Raw genomic sequence first — 18,240 nt, forward strand, 5'->3', positions numbered from 1 at the left:
CTCTTTCATCCGAACAAGCCCCGACATGTTCAGACCTCTTTTCGTCTACATCGGCACGCGCTACACCCGTGCCAAGCGTCGCAACCACTTCGTCTCGTTCATTTCCCTGACCTCGATGATCGGCCTCGCCCTTGGCGTGGTGGTGATGATCGTGGTGCTCTCGGTCATGAACGGTTTCGACCATGAGATGCGTACCCGGGTCCTGGGCATGGTCCCTCATGCGACCCTCGAGACCGGGCAACCGCTGACCGACTGGCCAGCCCTTGCCGATCAAGTAAAGCAGAATCCATCGGTGCTCGATGTCGCGCCCTTCACCCAGATGCAGGGGTTGCTGACCCACGCCGGCAAGGTACAGAAGGTCCTGCTCAATGGGGTTGACCCGGCGCAGGAGCGCAAGGTTTCGATTATCGGCGACTTTATCCGGCAGGGGCGGCTGGAAGACCTGGCGCCCGGCGACTTCGGCATCATGATCGGCGACAAGGCCGCGAGCAGGCTGGGTGTCGGCATCGGCGACAAGGTGACCTTCGTCGCCCCCGAGGTCACCGTGACCCCGGCCGGCATGTTCCCGCGCATGAAGCGCTTCACCGTGGTCGGCACCTTCCATGTCGGCGCAGGCGAGATCGATGGCTTCCTGGGGCTGACCAACATCGCCGACCTGTCGCGCCTGCATCGCTGGAAACCGGACCAGGTCCAGGGCCTGCGCCTGAAGTTCGACGACCTGTTCCAGGCCCCGCGCATTGCCTACAACATTGCCCATCAACTGGGCGACCAGGAGTTCTACGCCCGCGACTGGACCCGCAGCTACGGCAACCTGTACCAGGCGATCCGCATGGAGAAGGCGATGATCGGCCTGCTCCTGTTGCTGATCGTCGCGGTGGCGGCGTTCAACATCATTTCCACCCTGGTCATGGTGGTGAACGACAAGCGCGGCGATATCGCCATCCTGCGTACCCTGGGCTCCACGCCGCGGCAGATCATGGCGATCTTCATGGTCCAGGGCACCATCATCGGCGTGCTCGGTACCGCCATCGGTGCCGTCGTCGGCATCCTCGCGGCGCTGAATGTCAGCGCCGCCATCGCCGGTCTGGAAACCCTGATCGGCCATAAATTCCTCAACGCCGACGTCTACTTCATCGACTACCTGCCGTCCCGGATCATGGCCGAGGACGTATGGATGGTCTGCGGCGCGGCGCTGGTCCTGAGTTTCCTCGCCACCTTGTATCCGGCCTGGCGTGCGGCACGCACCCAGCCTGCGGAGGCGCTTCGTTATGAGTGAGTTGGGCATGAGTGATAAAGCCGTACTGAGTTGCCGCAACCTGGGCAAGTCCTATGACGAGGGCCCGGAGTCGGTGCAGGTGCTGTCGAACCTGCAATTGGAACTGTTCCCCGGCGAGCGCGTGGCCATCGTCGGCAGTTCCGGATCGGGCAAGAGCACCTTGCTCAACCTGCTGGGTGGCCTCGATACCCCGAGCCAGGGCAGCGTGTGGCTGGCCGGCGAGGAACTGTCCGCCCTTGGCGAACGTGCCCGCGGCCTGCTGCGCAACCGCGCGCTGGGCTTCGTCTACCAGTTCCACCACTTGCTGCCCGAGTTCACCGCGCTGGAGAACGTGTGCATGCCGCTGTTGATCGGTCGTACCGCGATTCCCGAAGCCCGCGAGCGTGCCGAGGCGTTGCTCAAGCGCGTCGGCCTCGGTCATCGCCTGGGGCACAAGCCGGCCGAGCTGTCCGGTGGCGAGCGCCAGCGCGTGGCGATCGCCCGGGCGCTGGTCAACCGTCCCGGCCTGGTGATGCTCGACGAGCCGACCGGCAACCTCGACCAGCACACCGCCCAGGGTATCCAGGACCTGATGCGCGAATTGAGCACCTCGTCGCAGACCGCCTTCCTGGTGGTGACCCATGACCTGAACCTGGCCCGGCAGATGGACCGCGTGCTGCGCCTGGAAGAGGGCCACCTGGTTCCGATCTGAAGCGTCGATCTGACTCGTGGCGGGCGCCCGTGGCATAGCCGGGCGCCCTGGTCGTTTTCCTTGCTTGGGTGCATCACTTCATGTTCAGACCCTTGTCCATATTCATCGGCGCTCGCTACACCCGCGCCAAGCGCCGCAACCACTTCATCTCGTTCATTTCCATGACCTCGATGATCGGCCTGTCCCTGGGCGTGCTGGCGATGATCACCGTGCTCTCGGTGATGAACGGCTTCCAGCGCGAAATGAGCGCGCGCATTCTCGGCATGGTGCCCCACGCCATGATCATCGGCGCCAAGCCGCTGGATGACTGGCAGCCGGTGGCTGCGGCCGCCCTGAAGAATCCCGAGGTAGTCGCCGCGGTACCCTTCACCGAAATGGAAGGCATGCTCTCCTACAAGGGTTCGATGCAGCCGATCCAGGTCAGTGGCATCGACCCGGCCCAGGAAGGCAAGGTCTCGATCGTCACCCAACACATCGTCCAGGGCAGCCTTGAAGACCTGAAACCAGGCGAATTTGGCGTGGTCGTCGGCGAAATCACTGCGCGGCGCTTCCGTCTCAATGTCGGTGACAAGCTGACCCTGATCGTTCCGGAAGCGAGCAGCGAGCCGGGTGGTATCACGCCGCGCATGCAGCGCTTGAACGTGGTCGGCATCTTCAAGGTCGGTGCCGAACTGGACGGGTCCATGGCCATGATCCATATGGCCGATGCCGCGCAGATGCAGCGCTGGGAGCCGAACCAGGTGCAAAGCGTGCGCCTGAAGATCAAGGACCTGTATGCCGCGCCGGCGGTCTCCGGCGCCATCGCCGGCAGCCTCGGCGACGGCTATCGTGCCGACGACTGGACCCACACCCAGGGCAGCCTGTTCAGCGCGATGAAGATGGAAAAGACCATGATCGGCCTGTTGCTGCTGATGATCATCGCGGTGGCGGCCTTCAACATCATCGCCACCCTGATCATGGTGGTGAACGACAAGGGGGCCGACATTGCGATCCTGCGCACCATCGGTGCCACACCGGGGCAGATCATGGGCACCTTCATGGTCCAGGGCAGCCTGATCGGTGTGGTCGGCACCCTGATCGGCGGCGTGCTGGGCGTGGCCCTGGCACTGAACGTCAGCGACGTGGTGGGCTGGATCGAGCGCGTCAGCGGCCAGCACATCTTCACCTCCGACGTGTACTTCATCAGTTCGCTGCCGTCGGAACTGCAATGGGGCGATGTGGTGCTGATCTGCAGTGCCGGCCTGGTGATGAGCTTCCTCGCCACCATTTATCCGGCCTGGCGTGCCTCGCAGGTCGAGCCGGCGATGGCGCTGCGCTACGAATAAGCCGGATCAGGCGGCGGGCAGCTCGATGATGAATCGGGTCCAGCCCTGCGCCGATTCGGCGCGAATGCTGCCGCCATGGGCGCGGACGATGGATTGGGTGATGGCCAGGCCCAGTCCGGCATGCTCGCTGCTGCCGGCCCGGCGTGCCGGATCGGCGCGGTAGAATCGGTCGAACAGGCGCGGCAACAGCGCCGCGTCGATCGGCTCGCCGCGATTGGCGACTTCCAGGTGAATCCCGCCGTCGCGTTCTTCGATACTGACCCTGATTTCCCCATCGCCGGGGGTGAAGCGCAGGGCGTTGTCCAGCAGGTTGGACAGGGCGCGCCGCAGCATATGCCGGTCGCCGGCCAGGATCGCTTCTCCCGTGCGGCTCAAGCCAACCCCGGTGTCCTCGGCCAGCGCGCCGTAATACTCCAGCAACGCATCCGCTTCCCCGTGCAGCGCCAGCGGCTCGCGATTGGGCATCAGCAGGCCGTGGTCGGCCTTGGCCAGGTACAGCATGTCGTTGACCATCTGCGCCATCCGTTGCAGCTCTTCCAGGTTGCCGTGCAGGGCTTCCCGGTATTCGTCCAGGCTGCGCGGGCGGGTCAGGGTGACCTGGGTGTGGGTCAGCAGGTTGGACAGCGGCGTGCGCAGCTCATGGGCGATATCCGCGGAGAAGGCTGAAAGGCGCTGGAAAGCGTCGTCCAGGCGTTCGAGCATGGCGTTCATGGTGCTGGCCAGCTCCGCCAGTTCCACGGGCATTTGCTCGACCGGCAGGCGCGTGGTCAGCGAGCGTGCGGACACGCTGGCGGCCACTTCGCCCATCCGGCGCAAGGGGCGCAGGCCGCTGCGCGCGGCCCAGGCGCCGAGCAGCGCAGTGGCCAGGGCGCTGAGGCCGACGGTCAGCCAGATCAGGTGCTGCATGCGCTGCAGGAAATGCTGGTGGTGGGTGATATCGAGGTACAAGGTCAGGCGGGCGTGGGGCAATTGCACGTCGAGGCTGCGGTAATCGCTGTGGTCGGCGTGCAGGGTAGCGAGGCCTGGCGTGCCCGGGCTGTCGGGCAGGTTGCTGCGGCTGGCGAACCACAGGCTGCCGTCCTGGCCTTGCAGGCGCAAGGCGAGATCCGCCTGGTGAGCCAGTTCTTCCTTCAGCCCGGCAAGCCGGGATTCGAGGGCGGCAGGGCTGTCGACACCTTCAAGGATACGTTGCAGCACTGGCAGGCGGCTGTTCAGCAATTGCTGGTCCAGCTCGACGAAATGCGCCTCGCTGGCGCGGCTGAACAGTATGCCCGCCAACAACGAAACCACCGCCGTGCAGGCAGCGAACAGCAGGGCCAGGCGTACGCCGAGGGACAGGCGGGGCATCAGGCTCGACGCTCTTCCAGCACATAACCCATGCCGCGCACCGTATGGATCAGCTTGTTCTCGTGGGCGTCGTCGATTTTCAGGCGCAGACGACGGATCGCCACTTCGATGACGTTGGTGTCGCTGTCGAAATTCATGTCCCAGACCTGGGAGGCGATCAGCGACTTGGGCAGCACTTCGCCCTGGCGGCGCAGGAGCAGTTCAAGCAAAGCGAATTCCTTGGCGGTCAGGTCCAGGCGCTGGCCGGCGCGTTCAACACGGCGGCGGATCAGGTCCAGGCGCAGGTCGGCCAGGCCGAGGGTGGTTTCCTGCGCCGGATTGCTGCCGCGGCGCAGCAGGGTGCGGACCCGGGCCAGCAGCTCGGAAAAGGCAAACGGCTTGACCAGGTAATCGTCGGCACCCAGTTCCAGGCCGTGGACGCGGTCCTCGACGGCATCCCGGGCGGTGAGGAACAGCACCGGCACGCTGTGGCCGGCGTCGCGCACCGCCTGGAGAATCTGCCAGCCGTCGCGGCCAGGCAGCATTACGTCGAGAATCAGCAGATCGTAGTCGCCGGTCAGCGCCATGAACTGCCCGGTTTCACCGTCGCTGGCCAGTTCCGTGCTGAACCCGGCCTCGCTGAGGCCCTGGCGCAGGTACTGGCCGGTCTTGGCCTGGTCTTCGACGATCAGCAGTTTCATTGGGGGGCTCGGCTCGGGGTGACGGTGACGTTATACCTGTCCGGCAAAGGAGCAGGGTGAAGCTGACAAAGTTGTAATCTTTTCGTCAGGTCGATGCCAGCGCGGTTTTTGCACCATGGCACCCTGAACCGATTGCAACGAGGTACCCCGATGAAACGCGTACTGACCACCGTCCTGTTTACCTTGCTCAGCCTGCCGGCCCTGGCTGCACCGGGCCAGGGGTTCGCCTTCGGCCAGCCAGCCCCGGCGGCCAAGGCGACCCGGACCGTCGAGGTAACCCTGGGAGACATGTACTTCGAGCCGCGTACCCTGGAGGTCAAGGCCGGCGAAACCGTGCGTTTCATAGTGATCAACAAAGGGCAGGTGGCTCATGAGTTCAACCTCGGCGATACGGCGATGCATGCGGCGCACCAGAAGGAAATGCTCGCCATGGCGCAGATGGATCACTCGAAAATGGGCCACGGCGATATGAACCACGGCGTGCAGCACGACGACCCCAACACGGTTCTGGTCCAGCCCGGACAACGTGGGGAACTGACCTGGACGTTCAGCAATTCCGCGCCCATCGAGTTCGCTTGCAACGTGCCTGGCCACTATCAGGCGGGGATGGTCGGCACGCTGAATATCGCCCGGTGAGCCATCCATGGCTCAAACCCGATAAACTACGGCAATTTCGTCCTTCAGGTTTGAGCCATGCACCCCGCTGCAGAACACTCCCCGCTGGGTAAATCCAGCGAATACGTCTCCACCTACACCCCGTCCCTGCTGTTTCCCATCCCGCGCCTGGCGAAGTGGGCGGAGCTGGGCGTCAGCGGCGACAACCTGCCGTGGCAGGGCGTCGACTTCTGGAACTGCTTCGAGCTGTCCTGGCTGCTGCCTTCGGGCAAGCCGGTGGTGGCCATCGGCGAGTTCGCCATTCCTGCCGACTCGCCGAACATCATCGAGTCCAAGTCGTTCAAGTTGTATCTCAATTCGTTGAACCAGACGCCATTCGACTCCACCGAGGCGTTGCAGGCGTGCCTGGTGAAAGACCTCAGTGCCGCCGCCGGCAAGCCTGTGGGCGTGCGCATCCGCAGCCTGGGTGAAGTTTTTGGGGAGGGTGTAACGAGCCTGCCGGGCAGTGCATCGACGACCTCGATGTCAGCATCAGCAACTATGAGCAGCCGCAGCCGGAACTGCTGCGTTGCAACCGGGACAAGCCGGTCGAACAGGTTCTGCACAGCCACCTGCTGAAATCCAACTGCCCGGTCACCGGCCAGCCGGACTGGGGCAGCGTGGTGGTGGACTATCGTGGGCCGGAGCTGGATGCGGCGAGTCTGCTGGGCTATCTGGTCAGCTTCCGCCAGCATGCGGATTTCCATGAGCAATGCGTGGAGCGGATCTGGCTGGACCTCAAGCGCCTGCTCGATCCCGAGCACCTGACTGTGTATGCGCGCTATGTGCGGCGCGGCGGGCTGGATATCAATCCGTACCGGAGCATGGGGCCGGTCGAGGTGGATAACCGGCGGTTGGTGCGGCAGTAACCATTATCTGAAGAGCCCCGCGGCCCCTGTGGGAGCTGGCTTGCCAGCGATAGCGGTGGTGGGCTCACCATTGCAATCGCTGGCAAGCCAGCTCCCACAGGGGCCGCGGGGCTCTTTGGATTAGATTCCCATGCTCTGCAAGCTTTGCACGATATTGCGCAGGGTCGCCGTCAGCCCCGGGTGATCCACCTCGAAGCGCTCCACCGCCAGGTTCACACCGTCCACCAGGTTGTTGTCCTGGGTCGCGGCCTCGAGCTTGATCTGGGCATCGATCTGCTGCATCAGTTCATGCAGGTGGAGGCGCTCTTCTTCCGAGAGCGGCGGATCCTGCTCCAGTTGCTGGCGCAGGGTGTCGAGCTGGTGTTGCAGATCGCTGTTGGACATGGCGATTTCCCTTCTATCAATAGGCACAGCCATGGACCTTCGGCGCTGGCGAAAGGTCCATGCGACGTTTGACAGATTAATCCACGCCGCCCCGCTTTGCATGATCCGGATCAGGGCTTCTCGCCCTTGATCCGGCGCTGGCCGATATCCGCCAGGCAGTCCGCCAGTTCCTGCAGATGGTCGATCACCGAGTGGACGCCAAGCCCGAACAATTGCAGGGTGGCCTGGCCGCGCTTGCGCTCGCGCTGCTTGTCGTCCAGCGCCTGCCATTGTTCCTGCGACAGGCCGCACAGCGGCCCGCAGGCGGCCAGGCCGATGGTCCACAGGCCGGCATTGAGGCCGGCCTGGAGCAGGCGCGGATCACCACTGACCAGCACGCAGCCGTCGAGCCGGGCGACGTCGATCTGCATCAGCGCTTTCCAGCACGCATCCGGCGCCGGCCATGGCCTGGCATCGCCATGGTGGACCGCGTGCAACCAGCCGGGCAGGGCATGGCTGAGGTGCTTGCCGTGCTCGGCGGCGACATCATCGAGCCAGGCGCAGGGCACCTGGTGACGATGCAGCCAGGCAAGTACGTCGAGCGCGCCGGGCGTGGGCCGGGCCGCAACCGTCCCGGCCGCGTCCAGGCCGGTCCCGCCGAAATCGACCAGGCAGCCACGTAGTCCGAACAGTAGCGCAGTGAAGGCGGGAGCATGAGGCATGGCAACATCCCTGAAATAGCCGGGACCTTACCGACTGCGGATGACGATTTGGTGACGGGTCGGTCAAGCCGGTGGCGTCAACTATTTGCGACGCGGCCTTCGCCAGGCTTTATACTTGTCTACTTTGGCGCGGAGTCCTGGGGGCTCCGTTCGACCTTCATCCAGGAGAATTGCTATGCGTGGGATCGGTACGGGAGTGCTCGATCGTTTGTTCCGGGCCAGTGTCTGCGCGACCGCGCTGCTGGCGCCACTGGCGGCCCAGGCGGCTACCGAGGAGGACCCTTGGGAAAGCGTCAACCGGCCCATCTTCCGCTTCAACGACACGGTCGATACCTATGCGCTGAAACCTCTTGCCCAGGGCTACCGCTACATCACCCCGCAATTCCTCGAGGATGGCATCCACAACATCTTCCTGAACCTGGGCGACGTGACCAACCTGGCCAACAACATCCTCCAGCTCAAGCCCCATGCGGCGGGCGTGGATACCGCGCGGCTGATCGTCAACACCACCTTCGGTCTCGGTGGCTTCTTCGATGTCGGCACCAAGATGGGCCTGCAGCGCAACGACGAAGACTTCGGCCAGACCCTCGGCTACTGGGGCATCGGTAGCGGACCCTACGTGATGCTGCCGCTGCTCGGCCCGAGCACGGTGCGCGATGCCCTGGCCAAGTACCCGGACACCTACACCGAGCCCTACCAGTACATCGACCACGTCCCGACCCGCAACACCATCCGCGCGGTGGATGTGGTGGATACCCGGGCCAGCCTGCTGCAGGCCGAGAAGATGATCCAGGGCGACAAATACATCTTCATTCGCAACGCCTACCTGCAGAACCGCGAGTTCAAGGTCAAGGATGGTCAGGTCGAAGACGATTTCTGATTTGTTGCGAAATGCAAAAAAACGCGGGCTGCGGGTTGATGCGTTCCAGCCAGTAATTCGGGGCCGCCAAGCGGCCCCGAATCGTTCGGATGAGCCAATTGCATGCCGTCATCCTTCCATTGGGTTGCCACAAAACGGTTTTTTATAACTACCGGTGATTTGCCCGCCATGCCCCGTCGCAAGCGCACTGCTGTACGCTTGAAACGCCTGACGGATGGGAGTACCGTCTGCGCCTTACAGGGCACCTCTGCCTGTTGCCGGTCAGGCGTTCCGACCGCAACCCGTAAAGGCAGAGAGGCTAGAAGAGAATCCAGTACGTGAGCTCCAGCCTGTCGAGCCACCTACGCCAACCTATTTCTGGCGCCGTTTGCCCACATGCAGAAAACCAGTGCAACGCTGCTGATAATCGATGACGACGACGTGGTGCGCGAGAGTCTCGCCGCCTATCTGGAAGACAGCGGTTTCAGTGTCCTGCAGGCGAGCAATGGCCAGCAGGGTCTCGAAGTGTTCGAACAGGATCGGCCCGACCTTGTGATCTGCGATTTGCGCATGCCGCAAATGGGCGGTCTCGAGCTGATCCGCCAGGTCACCGAGCGCGCGCCCGACCTGCCGGTGATCGTGGTTTCCGGTGCCGGGGTGATGAACGATGCCGTCGAAGCCCTGCGTCTCGGTGCTGCCGACTACCTGATCAAGCCCCTGGAAGACCTCGCCGTGCTGGAGCACTCGGTGCGCCGTGCCCTCGACCGCGCGCGCCTGGTGCTGGAAAACCAGCGCTACCGGGACAAGCTCGAAGCTGCCAATCGCGAACTGGAAGCCAGCCTGCACCTGCTGCAGGAGGACCAGACCGCCGGACGCCAGGTGCAGATGAACATGCTCCCGGAAAACCCGTGGCAGTGTGGCGGGTTCTCCTTCGAGCACCAGATCATTCCGTCGTTGTACCTGTCCGGCGATTTCACTGACTACTTCCGCGTCGACGAGCGGCGTATCGCCTTCTACCTGGCGGACGTTTCCGGACATGGTGCGTCTTCGGCGTTCGTTACCGTATTGCTGAAGTTCATGACCACCCGGCTGCTGTTCGAATTCAAGCGTGCCGGTTCGCTGCGTGACTTCAAGCCGTCGGAAGTGCTCAGCCACATCAACCGCGGCCTGATCAACTGCAAGCTGGGCAAGCACGTGACCATGGTCGGCGGTGTCATCGACGAAGACTCCGGCCTGTTGACATACGCCATCGGTGGCCATCTGCCGCTGCCGGTGCTGTTCACGCCGGGGCAGGGCCGCTATCTCGAAGGGCGTGGCCTGCCGGTCGGTCTGTTCGACGAGGCGAGCTACCAGGACCATGTGCTGGAGCTGCCGGAGAAGTTCAGCCTGACCTTGCTTTCCGACGGCATTCTTGACCTTTTGCCCGGCGAGACACTCAAAGATAAAGAAGCGGCCCTGCCTGAGATCATCAGGGACGCGGGCGGCAGCCTGGATGGCCTGCGCCGACGATTCGAATTGGCTACGCTTGGGGAGATGCCGGATGATATCGCCCTATTGGTGTTGAGCAGGAACCTTCAATGAGTACCGGTAGAATCCAGTTCGCCGAACAGAACGGCACCTTTGTTCTGAAATTTGTCGGTGAAGTGCGCCTGACCCTGTGTTCGGCGCTGGATGCAACTATTGAGAAGATCTTCACCGCGCTGAATTTCTCGGCGATCGTCATCGATCTGACGGAAACCCAGAGCATCGACAGCACCACGCTCGGCCTGCTGGCCAAGCTGTCGATCCTGTCGCGGCAGAAGGTCGGCCTGCTGCCGACCGTGGTCACCACCCATGCCGACATCACCCGCCTATTGCAATCGATGGGCTTCGATCAGGTGTTCAACATCGTCGATCGCCCGATTCCCTGCCCGGAATGCCTGACCGACCTGCCGTCCCAAGACCAGGACGAAGAAGTGGTGCGCTCCAAGGTGCTGGAGGCGCACAAGATCCTCATGGGATTGAATGACTCCAACCGGGAGGCCTTCCATGACCTGGTGAGTGCGCTGGAGCGCAGCTAGCTCTCCAGGGCCTCATCGCTGGCAAGCCAGCTCCCACGGTGACCGCATACACCGCTGGACCTGTGGGAGCTGGCTTGCCAGCGATGAGGCCCTCAGTCTCGCCGCAAAAACTCGGTAGCCTCCGCGCCATCCGCATTCAACTGATAGATCCGCTCCGGCTGCCCCGCCTCATTGAAGAACACCTGCCCCAGCCCCGCGCTGTTCCACAGCCGCTCCCCGGCCTCGCTATGGCTCGGCACCCGCGGCACCACCTCCATCGAGCGCCGCCGGGTAAACCAGTTCAGCGGCGAGCGCGGTGAATACAGCCAGCGATTCAAGCGGTCGAACACTTCCAGCAAGCGCGCCGGAAAGCGGTTCTTGATGCCGCTGCTGGTGATCTGCCACAGGTGCGGACTGCGCTGGCGATGGCGAATCAGCACCTCGTAGACGAACGAGTAATGCACGTCCCCTGACAGGATCACGTAATGTCCCGGTGTCCGTGAGTGACGGAAGATATTCAGGATGACCTGCGCCGCACCGCGGTGTGCCATCCAGTTTTCCGCGTCCACCAGCAGCGGGTAGCCGCACCAGCTGAATACCTTCTGCACCGTCTCGATCAGCTTCACTCCGAAGATCGGCGCCGGCGAGACGATGATCGCCGAGGGATGGTCGAGCAGGGCCTGTTGCAGTTCGCTCAGCGCTTCCCAGTCGAGCAGGCCCGAGGGCTTCTGCAGGTTGCTTTCGCTGCGCCAGCGCCGGGTGCGGGTGTCCAGCACCAGCAGGGTCGGGCTGGTCGGCAGCACGAAATGCCATGCGCTGAAGCGCAGCAGATCGTTGATCAGTTCGTCCTGCGCCGGGCTGTCCAGGTGACCATCAGCTCCGGCGCTGGCGAACAGCCCACGGCACTCGTCCAGCAGGTCGGCAAAGGCATCCGGGTTGTTGCCCCAGCCCTGGCACAGCAGGTAGGCGAGCAGGGCATTGCCGATGATCCGGCGGGAGAAGGGGTGGCCGTAGGCGGTTTCCTCCCATTGGGCCGAGAGGTTCCAGTCATCGGTGACATCGTGGCCATCATAATCTTGAGTGACCGTCGTGTGGACATGACGGAAGCCAAGCGCGTGCTGGGTTTCATAGATTTCCTGCATGTCCATATGGACGAAGTAAAATACGGACTTTCTGTTGATTATGTCTACATCAGTCCTTGAGACCATTTCCCTTCGTGCTCGAAGTAAGATTAAGTGGAAATGAATTCACTATAGATTTCTCTTTTGTAAGATTTTCAACCTCTAGTTTAAGCCTATGGTTCTCCTCCACCAGTGAGACGACTTTCTGAAGTGCCAACTCAAGTTCCGATTTTATTGTTTGAAGTTCTCTGTGGTGAACCTGTCTTGCAGTGTTCGCTCTGTGGGGCGTTGGTTGAACGACCGAGTCAAAAGCTGTAGCTCTTGCTTTAGCCGCCGCCTGTATGTCGTTTATGAGTTCCTTGAATTCTTGGCGGCTTTTCTTTATGGATCCGCGCTTGCGTCCCGCTTCAATAGCGACTGTGTCTTTATTGATTGTGTACGGGGGTTGTATGTTGATTGGCGTATTGGTGATCAATCGCTGTAAGGCTGATCGATAATTATCAGTCGCGCTCATTCTTATTCTCCATTTTCTCAAGTAATCCTCTTTTCTTAAGCTCTTTACAGATCGTATCAATCTCTATATCGAGTTGAAGTTTATGTGGGGAGTCTGAGGTGAAAAGTGCCTGCTCTCGCCTTAGTTTGTTTATGGAGTGTTTAATTTTTTTGGGTATCCGGAATTTCTGGTTGATAAAATGCCAAAGATGTAAAGAAGAAAATCTTTCTCAGCGGATTATCTGATTGATCCTCTTCAGCCTACTCTACTGCCAATTTTCTGTTTCCACCTTCGCCTGAGTCTTCATAGCGATGCTGACTAGGGAGGACAGCGAGAGCTGGGCAAGCGTCAAAGCGGTTCTGGTTCATGCGCAATCCGGACACCTGCACAACATTCCTCTTGTAAGAAACCGATCAAATTCTCTAGGTGCCCATACTCGGGTATACAGACAATCGTGCGGCTATGTTTCTCCTGCCGGATCAGCCCTACCTTGGCCATGCGCGCAAGGTGATGTGATAGCGTCGAAGCAGGAATACCCAGCCCCTTCTGGATATCTCCGACCGAAGCCCCATCATGGCCAGCTTTGACCAGAAAGCGGAACACGGACAGTCGGTGACTATTCCCTAGCTCAGCTAAGCTGGCTGCAACCTTTTCGTGATCCATAGCACGCCCCAATAATTCGATGTTTCTAGAATTATAGTTGACAGGTCGGATAAACGCAAGTAGGCTGCGTACATCATTTCGACAATACTAGAAATATAGGAGTAATATTGAATGTCATCTCAACTCCAAGACGCTCTAGGCATGTTCGCCTTTCTCGCTATCGAGCTATCGGTTTTATTCATTGGCATTAGCTTGCTGGTCGGAGTTCTTCAACGTCACATCCCACCATCCAAGGTGGAAGCGTTACTGACTTCCAGTGGGAAGCGAGGCTATTTTCTTGCTGCTGGTTTAGGAGCTATAACGCCCTTCTGTAGTTGCTCGACTATCCCCATGTTGAAAGGGTTGATTCGGGCACGGGCCGGTTTTGGGCCGATGATGGTGTTTCTTTTCTCATCTCCGTTGCTGAATCCTATCGTCGTCGGCCTGCTGGTTGCCACGTTTGGATGGACACTTACTGCTATCTATGTGCTCGCCGCTTTGGTGGTCGCGGTAGGTGCCGGATGGCTGCTTCACACGCTTGGCTTCGAGCGTTATGTGCGCCGGACGGCGACACAAGAGAGCAGTGGATGTAGTTCATCAGCAAGCCCGTGCAGTGCTACATCGACCGCATCGAGTTGCGGCACCAACAGCTGCGACACCACTCCGAAGACGGCTTCTTGCGGGGCTGATAGGAAGACAACAGTCTCTACGTCTAGCGAATGCTGTGACAGTCAACCCACTGTCACGGTTAAGAAAGAAGGGAAGTACAGTGGTGTGTGGCGGGAAGCTTGGTCGGACTTTATCGATGTGTTGCCTTACCTGCTCATCGGTATTGCGATTGGCAGCGTGATCTATGGTTTCATGCCCACTGACTTATTGGAGCAGTATGCAGGCCCAGATAATCCCTTTGCCATTCCAGTTGCCGCTGTCATCGGCGTGCCGTTGTATATTCGCGCTGAAGCCGTCATACCTCTGGCAGCGGCTCTGATGGCCAAAGGCGTGGGTGCCGGGACGGTGCTAGCGTTGATCATCGGCAGTGCCGGAGCCAGCCTGACTGAGCTCATTCTGTTGCGCTCTTTGTTCACGCTGAAGCTTTTAGCGGCGTTTTTAGCAGTCATTTTTGCTATGGCGATGATTGCCGGTTACGCCACCTACCTGTTTTTCTGATCAAGGCGGGAGATGATTAATTCGTTAAGCCTTCCTGGGTACCAGTTGGTGGATTCTGATGAGCAGAATGAAGACATACATTTTCGGCTTGAAGCACCTACACCAGTAGCCTGCGAGGGGTGCGGCGTGCAGGGTGAGTTCGTGCGGTTCGGCAAGCGTGACGTTCCCTATCGTGATCTGCCCATCCACGGCAAGCGGGTCACTCTCTGGGTGGTCCGCCGCCGATACACCTGCCGGGCCTGCAAGACAACATTCAGGCCCCAGCTACCGGAGATGGTGGACGGATTCCGTATGACACTGCGGCTGCATGAGTACGTGGAGAAGGAATCCTTCAACCACCCCTACACCTTTGTGGCGGCACAGACCGGCCTGGACGAGAAGACGGTGCGCGACATCTTCAACGCCCGCGCCGAGTTCCTGGGGCGCTGGCACCGCTTCGAGACGCCCCGCATCCTGGGCATTGACGAGCTATACCTGAACAAGCGCTACCGCTGCATTCTGACCAACATTGAGGAGCGAACCCTGCTCGACCTGCTGGCCACCCGCCGCCAGGACGTGGTGACCAACTACCTGATGAAGCTGAAAGACCGGCAGAAGGTCGAGATCGTCAGCATGGACATGTGGAACCCCTACCGGGCAGCGGTCAAGGCTGTGCTGCCCCAGGCCCGTATCGTGGTCGATAAGTTCCATGTGGTGCGCATGGCCAACGATGCCCTAGAGAGAGTGCGCAAGGGCCTCAGAAAGGAGCTGAAACCGTCCCAGAGCCGGACTCTCAAGGGAGACCGGAAAATCCTGCTGAAACGCGCTCACGAAGTCTCAGACCGGGAGCGCCTCATCATGGAGACCTGGACAGGCGCGTTCCCGCAACTGCTGGCCGCCTACGAGCACAAGGAGCGCTTCTACGGCATCTGGGACGCCACCACACGGCTCCAGGCAGAAGCCGCCCTGGACGAGTGGATAGCCACCATCCCGAAGGGCCAAAAGGAAGTCTGGAGCGATCTGGTCAGGGCAGTGGGAAACTGGCGCGAAGAGACCATGACCTACTTCGAGACGGACATGCCCGTCACCAACGCTTACACGGAGTCCATCAACCGACTGGCCAAGGACAAGAACCGTGAAGGGCGCGGTTACTCCTTCGAGGTGATGCGGGCACGAATGCTCTACACCACGAAGCACAAGAAGAAGGCACCGACTGCGAAGGTCTCTCCTTTCTACAAGAAAACCATCGGTTACGGACTGCCGGACTTCGCAGAGGAACTCAACTACGGAGTCGATCTATCAACCATCTGATAATGGTATCAGGTTGGTGGGGTAAAGGTGCCCCATCAACCATTAAATCCGTATACCCATTTTTTTTAGGCTTTTGTCGTCGTCTAAGATGGATTTTTCGCAGAATACGCAAGCGGTAACGCTTGTGAATGATATTTTTTCACAGGGCTCTAAATTTGTGCATCCCCGATTGGACCGTTTTTGTAAACCATCTCGCCTTTTTCAAATTTCCGTCTTGTCTCGGCTCGATCAGTTGTAATGATGAGAGGTTTTCCTTTGTCGCGAGCATTTTGAATTCTGTTGCCTTCGCCGCCCCATAGTATGTTTGTCGAGTTAATGACATCTGATTCGTAATCAAAATATTGTGCGACTCGACGTTCATGCTCTAACTCATCTATCCATCCGTTAGCATCATCGCTTTTGACAAAATTCACTGCAAAAGCGCTGCCTCTCCGATAGTATGAAGCCATTGCGTCTGTAAGCTGCTTAAATTGAAGAGCCATTGTGCCAAGGGAAACGAGGCGCGAGCGCGCACAGTACACTGCAAGAGAACGTCTGCACTGATGGGTTGCAAAGGGCCAGAACTGGCTAATTTTAACATCAGGATCGTTACGCCAGTCCCTGAAACCATCAAATCTCTCAAGCTCACAGATATCGGCTTCCTGGACCTTTAAAGCGGGCCATCGATCTATAATTCGGCTAATTCTACTTTTATGAGAGGGGCAGACGACGGGGGCGGCCGAAAAGGCCTGATAACCCGCCTCGGGCTTCTTCTGAATCAGATTAGGGAAAAGAGGGTATTGGCTAAGATCCGTATTTGAATAGTTATGCGCAAGGCGCAAACAGTTCCAGCATGGTGAGCTGCGGCGATGGCCTTCTCCACAATTGGTGCCGTAACCCAGAATGTTCTAGTATGATTATTTCCTGAGTATTTGGAGGTGTAGCCATCTAATATGCTTACCTCAACACCGCTACTGATTATTTTTTTGTATGTGTCAGCAGGCAGGTGCCGTACCTCGTTGGCGCGCATTCCTGAGAATAAGTGTATCCAATATTGAGCTGCAGTTTGTGCTTCGTTTACATAGTGCATGAGTCGATTCCAGTCCGTGATCGAATGCTTATAAAACAATGAAGATAGTCCGATCTTTTTGACTGCGTCAGGCCAAGAAATACTTTCTTTGTTGCAGGCTGCTCTATAGGTGCCTACTGCGAATAAGTGATTTGTATTTCTCTTTTCAAAAAATGAGCATATCAATGCGCCGTATTTATTAAATTCATCTAGTTCCGTGCTTAATGCCATTATGAACTCGGCGTAGAGTCGGGATGGAATCAATTTTGTTTGTTGAGGTTTGTCTCTTTGGGCTTTGGGGAATCTGTCGTAAATATTTTGCATTAGCTCGATTGTGTTATGTTCGGTTAAAGTTAATTGAAAGCTTGGTTGCAATAGGCTGATGCTGAAAAGTTCTTTGATTAGAAACAAGAGGTCTCGCATGGGGTGCTGGCTTAGTGCGGAGTAGCTAGGTATTAATAGTCGATTGCAGTTGGTTGCGTTGAATAACTCTTTAATCGAAAGGGCGTTTTTAAAGGCGAGCTTCGCTATCCTATAAAGCGGTGTCATTACGAGTGATCTTGGTTTGCGCAATTTAGGAAATAGATGTAGGCGGGCAAGTTGTATTTGCTTCATTTCATCCGATATTAGTAAGCTCAGTTCGCTTTCGTCTTCATGGTGCCAATTTGAGAACGAAAAAATGGTTACTGCTGCTGGGTCGTACATTTTCATGTTCCATACGTCGTCTTTATACCGAGAGACTACAGATCCGTCTGCAGCCTTTGATATGACGAATTCTGAGCGTGCTGCGGCCTCGTTCTCATTGTTTGACAGAAGGCTTCGTGCTTGCTCATCCAGATGATGACGTAGGTCTATAGTGGAAATGAAACTCATAAAATTACTCCTGCTATAACTAGTGCATCAAAATGAATGGCCCAAAATGAATCAAGTGCACCTTGTTTTATCTCTTGTCGAATTGTATCAATCAGTTCGCCTGAGGCTTTTCCAGCGTCTTCGATCGCAGTAATAATTTCGTCTATGCGGTGAAGTGTAGGACCAAATTTGTTTTCCCAATGCTCGAGCGAGTTATCGACTTTCGATGATTTGAGTAGATAGTGCAGAGATAACAAGCGACGGATGTCTTCTTCATCTGCGTGCAGGGCGTAGTATGCACAAAAAAGACAGTTTTCAGGATCGCGGCATGTAGGGGCGGGAGAAAGAAGAGTAAAACCTGGGGCGCGTTCTGGTATCGAGTCAGGGGCCTTCTCACATGACCCCACTCCTATAACTGCTCGGGTCTTTTTCCTCAATAATTTTACGGAGATCTTGTCTGAGAATCGTGTTCGTTCTATGGCTGCTTGGTGTACGGACTCCAAAAAAGTGTCATCTCTGCTGCAAAGTCGTCAAGTGACGGTCGGCCATAGTTGCTCTTTACTGTCGATTCGTTGTTGCTCAGCTTCTCCGCTGTCAGCGCTAAGTCGCCACCGCTAAGCTTCAAATATTGGTAGCCCACGTTCTTTCGCCAGTAGGGTGAGGGGACCCAAGTTGTTTTTGGTAACGCCTTTGTGAATAGGGTTTTGAATACTTGTATACTTCCGCTGCAAACGATAGTGGGTTCTAATTCATAAGAAGCAACTGGAAACACTAGGTCACTTTCTTTTCCATTGAGAACCCA

18 protein-coding genes and 2 pseudogenes are annotated in these 18,240 nt (G+C 58.5%); 10 read left to right on the plus strand and 10 right to left on the minus strand.

Annotated elements, in window-relative coordinates:
- The first annotated feature begins 25 nt into the window (after positions 1-25).
- From CSV86_RS04995 to CSV86_RS05005, 3 genes are all read left to right on the plus strand, one after another.
- Positions 26-1,276, plus strand: a complete 1,251-nt coding sequence (locus CSV86_RS04995) for a lipoprotein-releasing ABC transporter permease subunit (protein ID WP_009394767.1) — start codon at positions 26-28, stop codon at positions 1,274-1,276.
- Between the two features lie 7 nt (positions 1,277-1,283).
- The gene (lolD, locus tag CSV86_RS05000) at positions 1,284-1,967 is read left to right on the plus strand and encodes a lipoprotein-releasing ABC transporter ATP-binding protein LolD (RefSeq protein WP_170394411.1); all 684 of its coding nucleotides are present in this window, start codon (positions 1,284-1,286) and stop codon (positions 1,965-1,967) included.
- A gap of 80 nt (positions 1,968-2,047) precedes the next feature.
- A complete protein-coding gene (locus CSV86_RS05005) occupies positions 2,048-3,292 on the plus strand; it encodes a lipoprotein-releasing ABC transporter permease subunit (protein WP_009394769.1) in 1,245 nt (414 codons plus the stop codon).
- Positions 3,293-3,298: 6 nt separating this feature from the next.
- On the opposite strand, the gene CSV86_RS05010 is transcribed toward CSV86_RS05005, so the two are convergent.
- Together CSV86_RS05010 and CSV86_RS05015 are read right to left on the minus strand one after the other, a co-directional pair.
- On the minus strand, positions 3,299-4,642 hold the full coding sequence (locus CSV86_RS05010; protein WP_037058550.1) for a heavy metal sensor histidine kinase: 1,344 nt from the start codon (positions 4,640-4,642) through the stop codon (positions 3,299-3,301).
- Positions 4,639-5,319 carry a heavy metal response regulator transcription factor gene (locus CSV86_RS05015; RefSeq protein ID WP_009394771.1) on the minus strand — a complete coding sequence of 227 codons (681 nt, stop codon included), beginning with the start codon at positions 5,317-5,319 and terminating at the stop codon, positions 4,639-4,641. Before CSV86_RS05015 ends, CSV86_RS05010 begins: the two co-directional genes overlap by 4 nt.
- 150 nt (positions 5,320-5,469) lie before the next feature.
- Here CSV86_RS05015 and CSV86_RS05020 point away from each other — a divergent pair, with 150 nt between their 5' ends.
- Together CSV86_RS05020 and queF are read left to right on the plus strand one after the other, a co-directional pair.
- Positions 5,470-5,955 (plus strand): cupredoxin domain-containing protein, encoded by a 486-nt coding sequence (locus tag CSV86_RS05020; RefSeq protein ID WP_009394772.1) that lies wholly within the window; start codon positions 5,470-5,472, stop codon positions 5,953-5,955.
- A 57-nt stretch (positions 5,956-6,012) separates the two neighbouring features.
- Positions 6,013-6,842 (plus strand): annotated as a pseudogene (queF, locus tag CSV86_RS05025) (NADPH-dependent 7-cyano-7-deazaguanine reductase QueF).
- 120 nt (positions 6,843-6,962) lie between these two features.
- Here queF and CSV86_RS05030 read toward each other — a convergent pair.
- Both CSV86_RS05030 and pcrP read right to left on the minus strand, forming a co-directional pair.
- Positions 6,963-7,226 carry a DUF4404 family protein gene (locus CSV86_RS05030; protein WP_009394774.1) on the minus strand — a complete coding sequence of 88 codons (264 nt, stop codon included), beginning with the start codon at positions 7,224-7,226 and terminating at the stop codon, positions 6,963-6,965.
- A 110-nt stretch (positions 7,227-7,336) separates the two neighbouring features.
- Positions 7,337-7,927 carry an HAD superfamily inactivated hydrolase PcrP gene (gene pcrP, locus CSV86_RS05035; RefSeq protein WP_009394775.1) on the minus strand — a complete coding sequence of 197 codons (591 nt, stop codon included), beginning with the start codon at positions 7,925-7,927 and terminating at the stop codon, positions 7,337-7,339.
- Positions 7,928-8,102: 175 nt separating this feature from the next.
- Between pcrP and CSV86_RS05040 the strand changes: the two genes are divergently transcribed.
- The 3 genes from CSV86_RS05040 (at position 8,103) to rssC (ending at position 10,846) form a co-directional block, all read left to right on the plus strand.
- Positions 8,103-8,807, plus strand: a complete 705-nt coding sequence (locus CSV86_RS05040; RefSeq protein ID WP_009394777.1) for an MlaA family lipoprotein — start codon at positions 8,103-8,105, stop codon at positions 8,805-8,807.
- Between the two features lie 375 nt (positions 8,808-9,182).
- Complete coding sequence (gene rssB / locus CSV86_RS05045) at positions 9,183-10,367, plus strand: two-component system response regulator RssB (RefSeq protein ID WP_009394779.1); 1,185 nt, start codon at positions 9,183-9,185, stop codon at positions 10,365-10,367.
- Positions 10,364-10,846, plus strand: coding sequence for an anti-sigma factor antagonist RssC (rssC, locus tag CSV86_RS05050; protein ID WP_009394781.1), 483 nt, complete (start codon positions 10,364-10,366; stop codon positions 10,844-10,846). Before rssB ends, rssC begins: the two co-directional genes overlap by 4 nt.
- A 92-nt stretch (positions 10,847-10,938) precedes the next feature.
- On the opposite strand, the pseudogene CSV86_RS05055 reads toward rssC, so the two are convergent.
- From CSV86_RS05055 to CSV86_RS05065, 3 genes and pseudogenes are all read right to left on the minus strand, one after another.
- Positions 10,939-11,895, minus strand: a pseudogene (locus CSV86_RS05055) (metallophosphoesterase family protein); the annotation flags it as partial.
- Positions 11,896-12,016: 121 nt separating this feature from the next.
- Positions 12,017-12,460, minus strand: a complete 444-nt coding sequence (locus CSV86_RS05060) for a hypothetical protein (protein WP_156358117.1) — start codon at positions 12,458-12,460, stop codon at positions 12,017-12,019.
- A gap of 327 nt (positions 12,461-12,787) precedes the next feature.
- Positions 12,788-13,102, minus strand: a complete 315-nt coding sequence (locus tag CSV86_RS05065; protein WP_000349485.1) for an ArsR/SmtB family transcription factor — start codon at positions 13,100-13,102, stop codon at positions 12,788-12,790.
- A 141-nt stretch (positions 13,103-13,243) separates the two neighbouring features.
- Here CSV86_RS05065 and CSV86_RS05070 point away from each other — a divergent pair, with 141 nt between their 5' ends.
- On the plus strand, positions 13,244-14,248 hold the full coding sequence (locus CSV86_RS05070; protein ID WP_040363373.1) for a permease: 1,005 nt from the start codon (positions 13,244-13,246) through the stop codon (positions 14,246-14,248).
- A 12-nt stretch (positions 14,249-14,260) separates the two neighbouring features.
- The gene (locus tag CSV86_RS05075) at positions 14,261-15,538 is read left to right on the plus strand and encodes an ISL3 family transposase (RefSeq protein WP_000610830.1); all 1,278 of its coding nucleotides are present in this window, start codon (positions 14,261-14,263) and stop codon (positions 15,536-15,538) included.
- A 149-nt stretch (positions 15,539-15,687) separates the two neighbouring features.
- Here the strand turns inward: CSV86_RS05075 and CSV86_RS05080 are convergent, their stop codons facing one another.
- From CSV86_RS05080 to CSV86_RS05090, 3 genes are read right to left on the minus strand one after another with little or no spacing between them, the layout of a single operon-like run.
- A complete protein-coding gene (locus CSV86_RS05080; protein ID WP_170394414.1) occupies positions 15,688-16,359 on the minus strand; it encodes a hypothetical protein in 672 nt (223 codons plus the stop codon).
- Positions 16,296-17,459 carry a hypothetical protein gene (locus CSV86_RS05085; RefSeq protein ID WP_170394417.1) on the minus strand — a complete coding sequence of 388 codons (1,164 nt, stop codon included), beginning with the start codon at positions 17,457-17,459 and terminating at the stop codon, positions 16,296-16,298. Before CSV86_RS05085 ends, CSV86_RS05080 begins: the two co-directional genes overlap by 64 nt.
- On the minus strand, positions 17,456-17,875 hold the full coding sequence (locus tag CSV86_RS05090) for a hypothetical protein (protein ID WP_205346227.1): 420 nt from the start codon (positions 17,873-17,875) through the stop codon (positions 17,456-17,458). The genes CSV86_RS05085 and CSV86_RS05090 overlap by 4 nt, the downstream gene beginning before the upstream one ends.
- Positions 17,876-18,240: the final 365 nt, after the last annotated feature.

Origin of the sequence: Pseudomonas bharatica CSV86, from assembly GCF_000319305.2 — a bacterium.
Taxonomy (GTDB): Bacteria; Pseudomonadota; Gammaproteobacteria; order Pseudomonadales; family Pseudomonadaceae; genus Aquipseudomonas; species Aquipseudomonas bharatica.

Excerpts from the sequence above, each read along its gene's own strand:
- CSV86_RS04995 (WP_009394767.1), top strand. The coding sequence starts at position 26 with ATGTTCAGACCTCTTTTCGTCTACATCGGCACGCGCTACACCCGTGCC.
- lolD (WP_170394411.1), top strand. The coding sequence starts at position 1,284 with ATGAGTGATAAAGCCGTACTGAGTTGCCGCAACCTGGGCAAGTCCTAT.
- CSV86_RS05005 (WP_009394769.1), top strand. The coding sequence starts at position 2,048 with ATGTTCAGACCCTTGTCCATATTCATCGGCGCTCGCTACACCCGCGCC.
- CSV86_RS05015 (WP_009394771.1), bottom strand. The coding sequence starts at position 5,319 with ATGAAACTGCTGATCGTCGAAGACCAGGCCAAGACCGGCCAGTACCTG.
- CSV86_RS05020 (WP_009394772.1), top strand. The coding sequence starts at position 5,470 with ATGAAACGCGTACTGACCACCGTCCTGTTTACCTTGCTCAGCCTGCCG.
- CSV86_RS05030 (WP_009394774.1), bottom strand. The coding sequence starts at position 7,226 with ATGTCCAACAGCGATCTGCAACACCAGCTCGACACCCTGCGCCAGCAA.
- pcrP (WP_009394775.1), bottom strand. The coding sequence starts at position 7,927 with ATGCCTCATGCTCCCGCCTTCACTGCGCTACTGTTCGGACTACGTGGC.
- CSV86_RS05040 (WP_009394777.1), top strand. The coding sequence starts at position 8,103 with ATGCGTGGGATCGGTACGGGAGTGCTCGATCGTTTGTTCCGGGCCAGT.
- rssB (WP_009394779.1), top strand. The coding sequence starts at position 9,183 with ATGCAGAAAACCAGTGCAACGCTGCTGATAATCGATGACGACGACGTG.
- rssC (WP_009394781.1), top strand. The coding sequence starts at position 10,364 with ATGAGTACCGGTAGAATCCAGTTCGCCGAACAGAACGGCACCTTTGTT.
- CSV86_RS05060 (WP_156358117.1), bottom strand. The coding sequence starts at position 12,460 with ATGAGCGCGACTGATAATTATCGATCAGCCTTACAGCGATTGATCACC.
- CSV86_RS05065 (WP_000349485.1), bottom strand. The coding sequence starts at position 13,102 with ATGGATCACGAAAAGGTTGCAGCCAGCTTAGCTGAGCTAGGGAATAGT.
- CSV86_RS05070 (WP_040363373.1), top strand. The coding sequence starts at position 13,244 with ATGTTCGCCTTTCTCGCTATCGAGCTATCGGTTTTATTCATTGGCATT.
- CSV86_RS05075 (WP_000610830.1), top strand. The coding sequence starts at position 14,261 with ATGATTAATTCGTTAAGCCTTCCTGGGTACCAGTTGGTGGATTCTGAT.
- CSV86_RS05085 (WP_170394417.1), bottom strand. The coding sequence starts at position 17,459 with ATGAGTTTCATTTCCACTATAGACCTACGTCATCATCTGGATGAGCAA.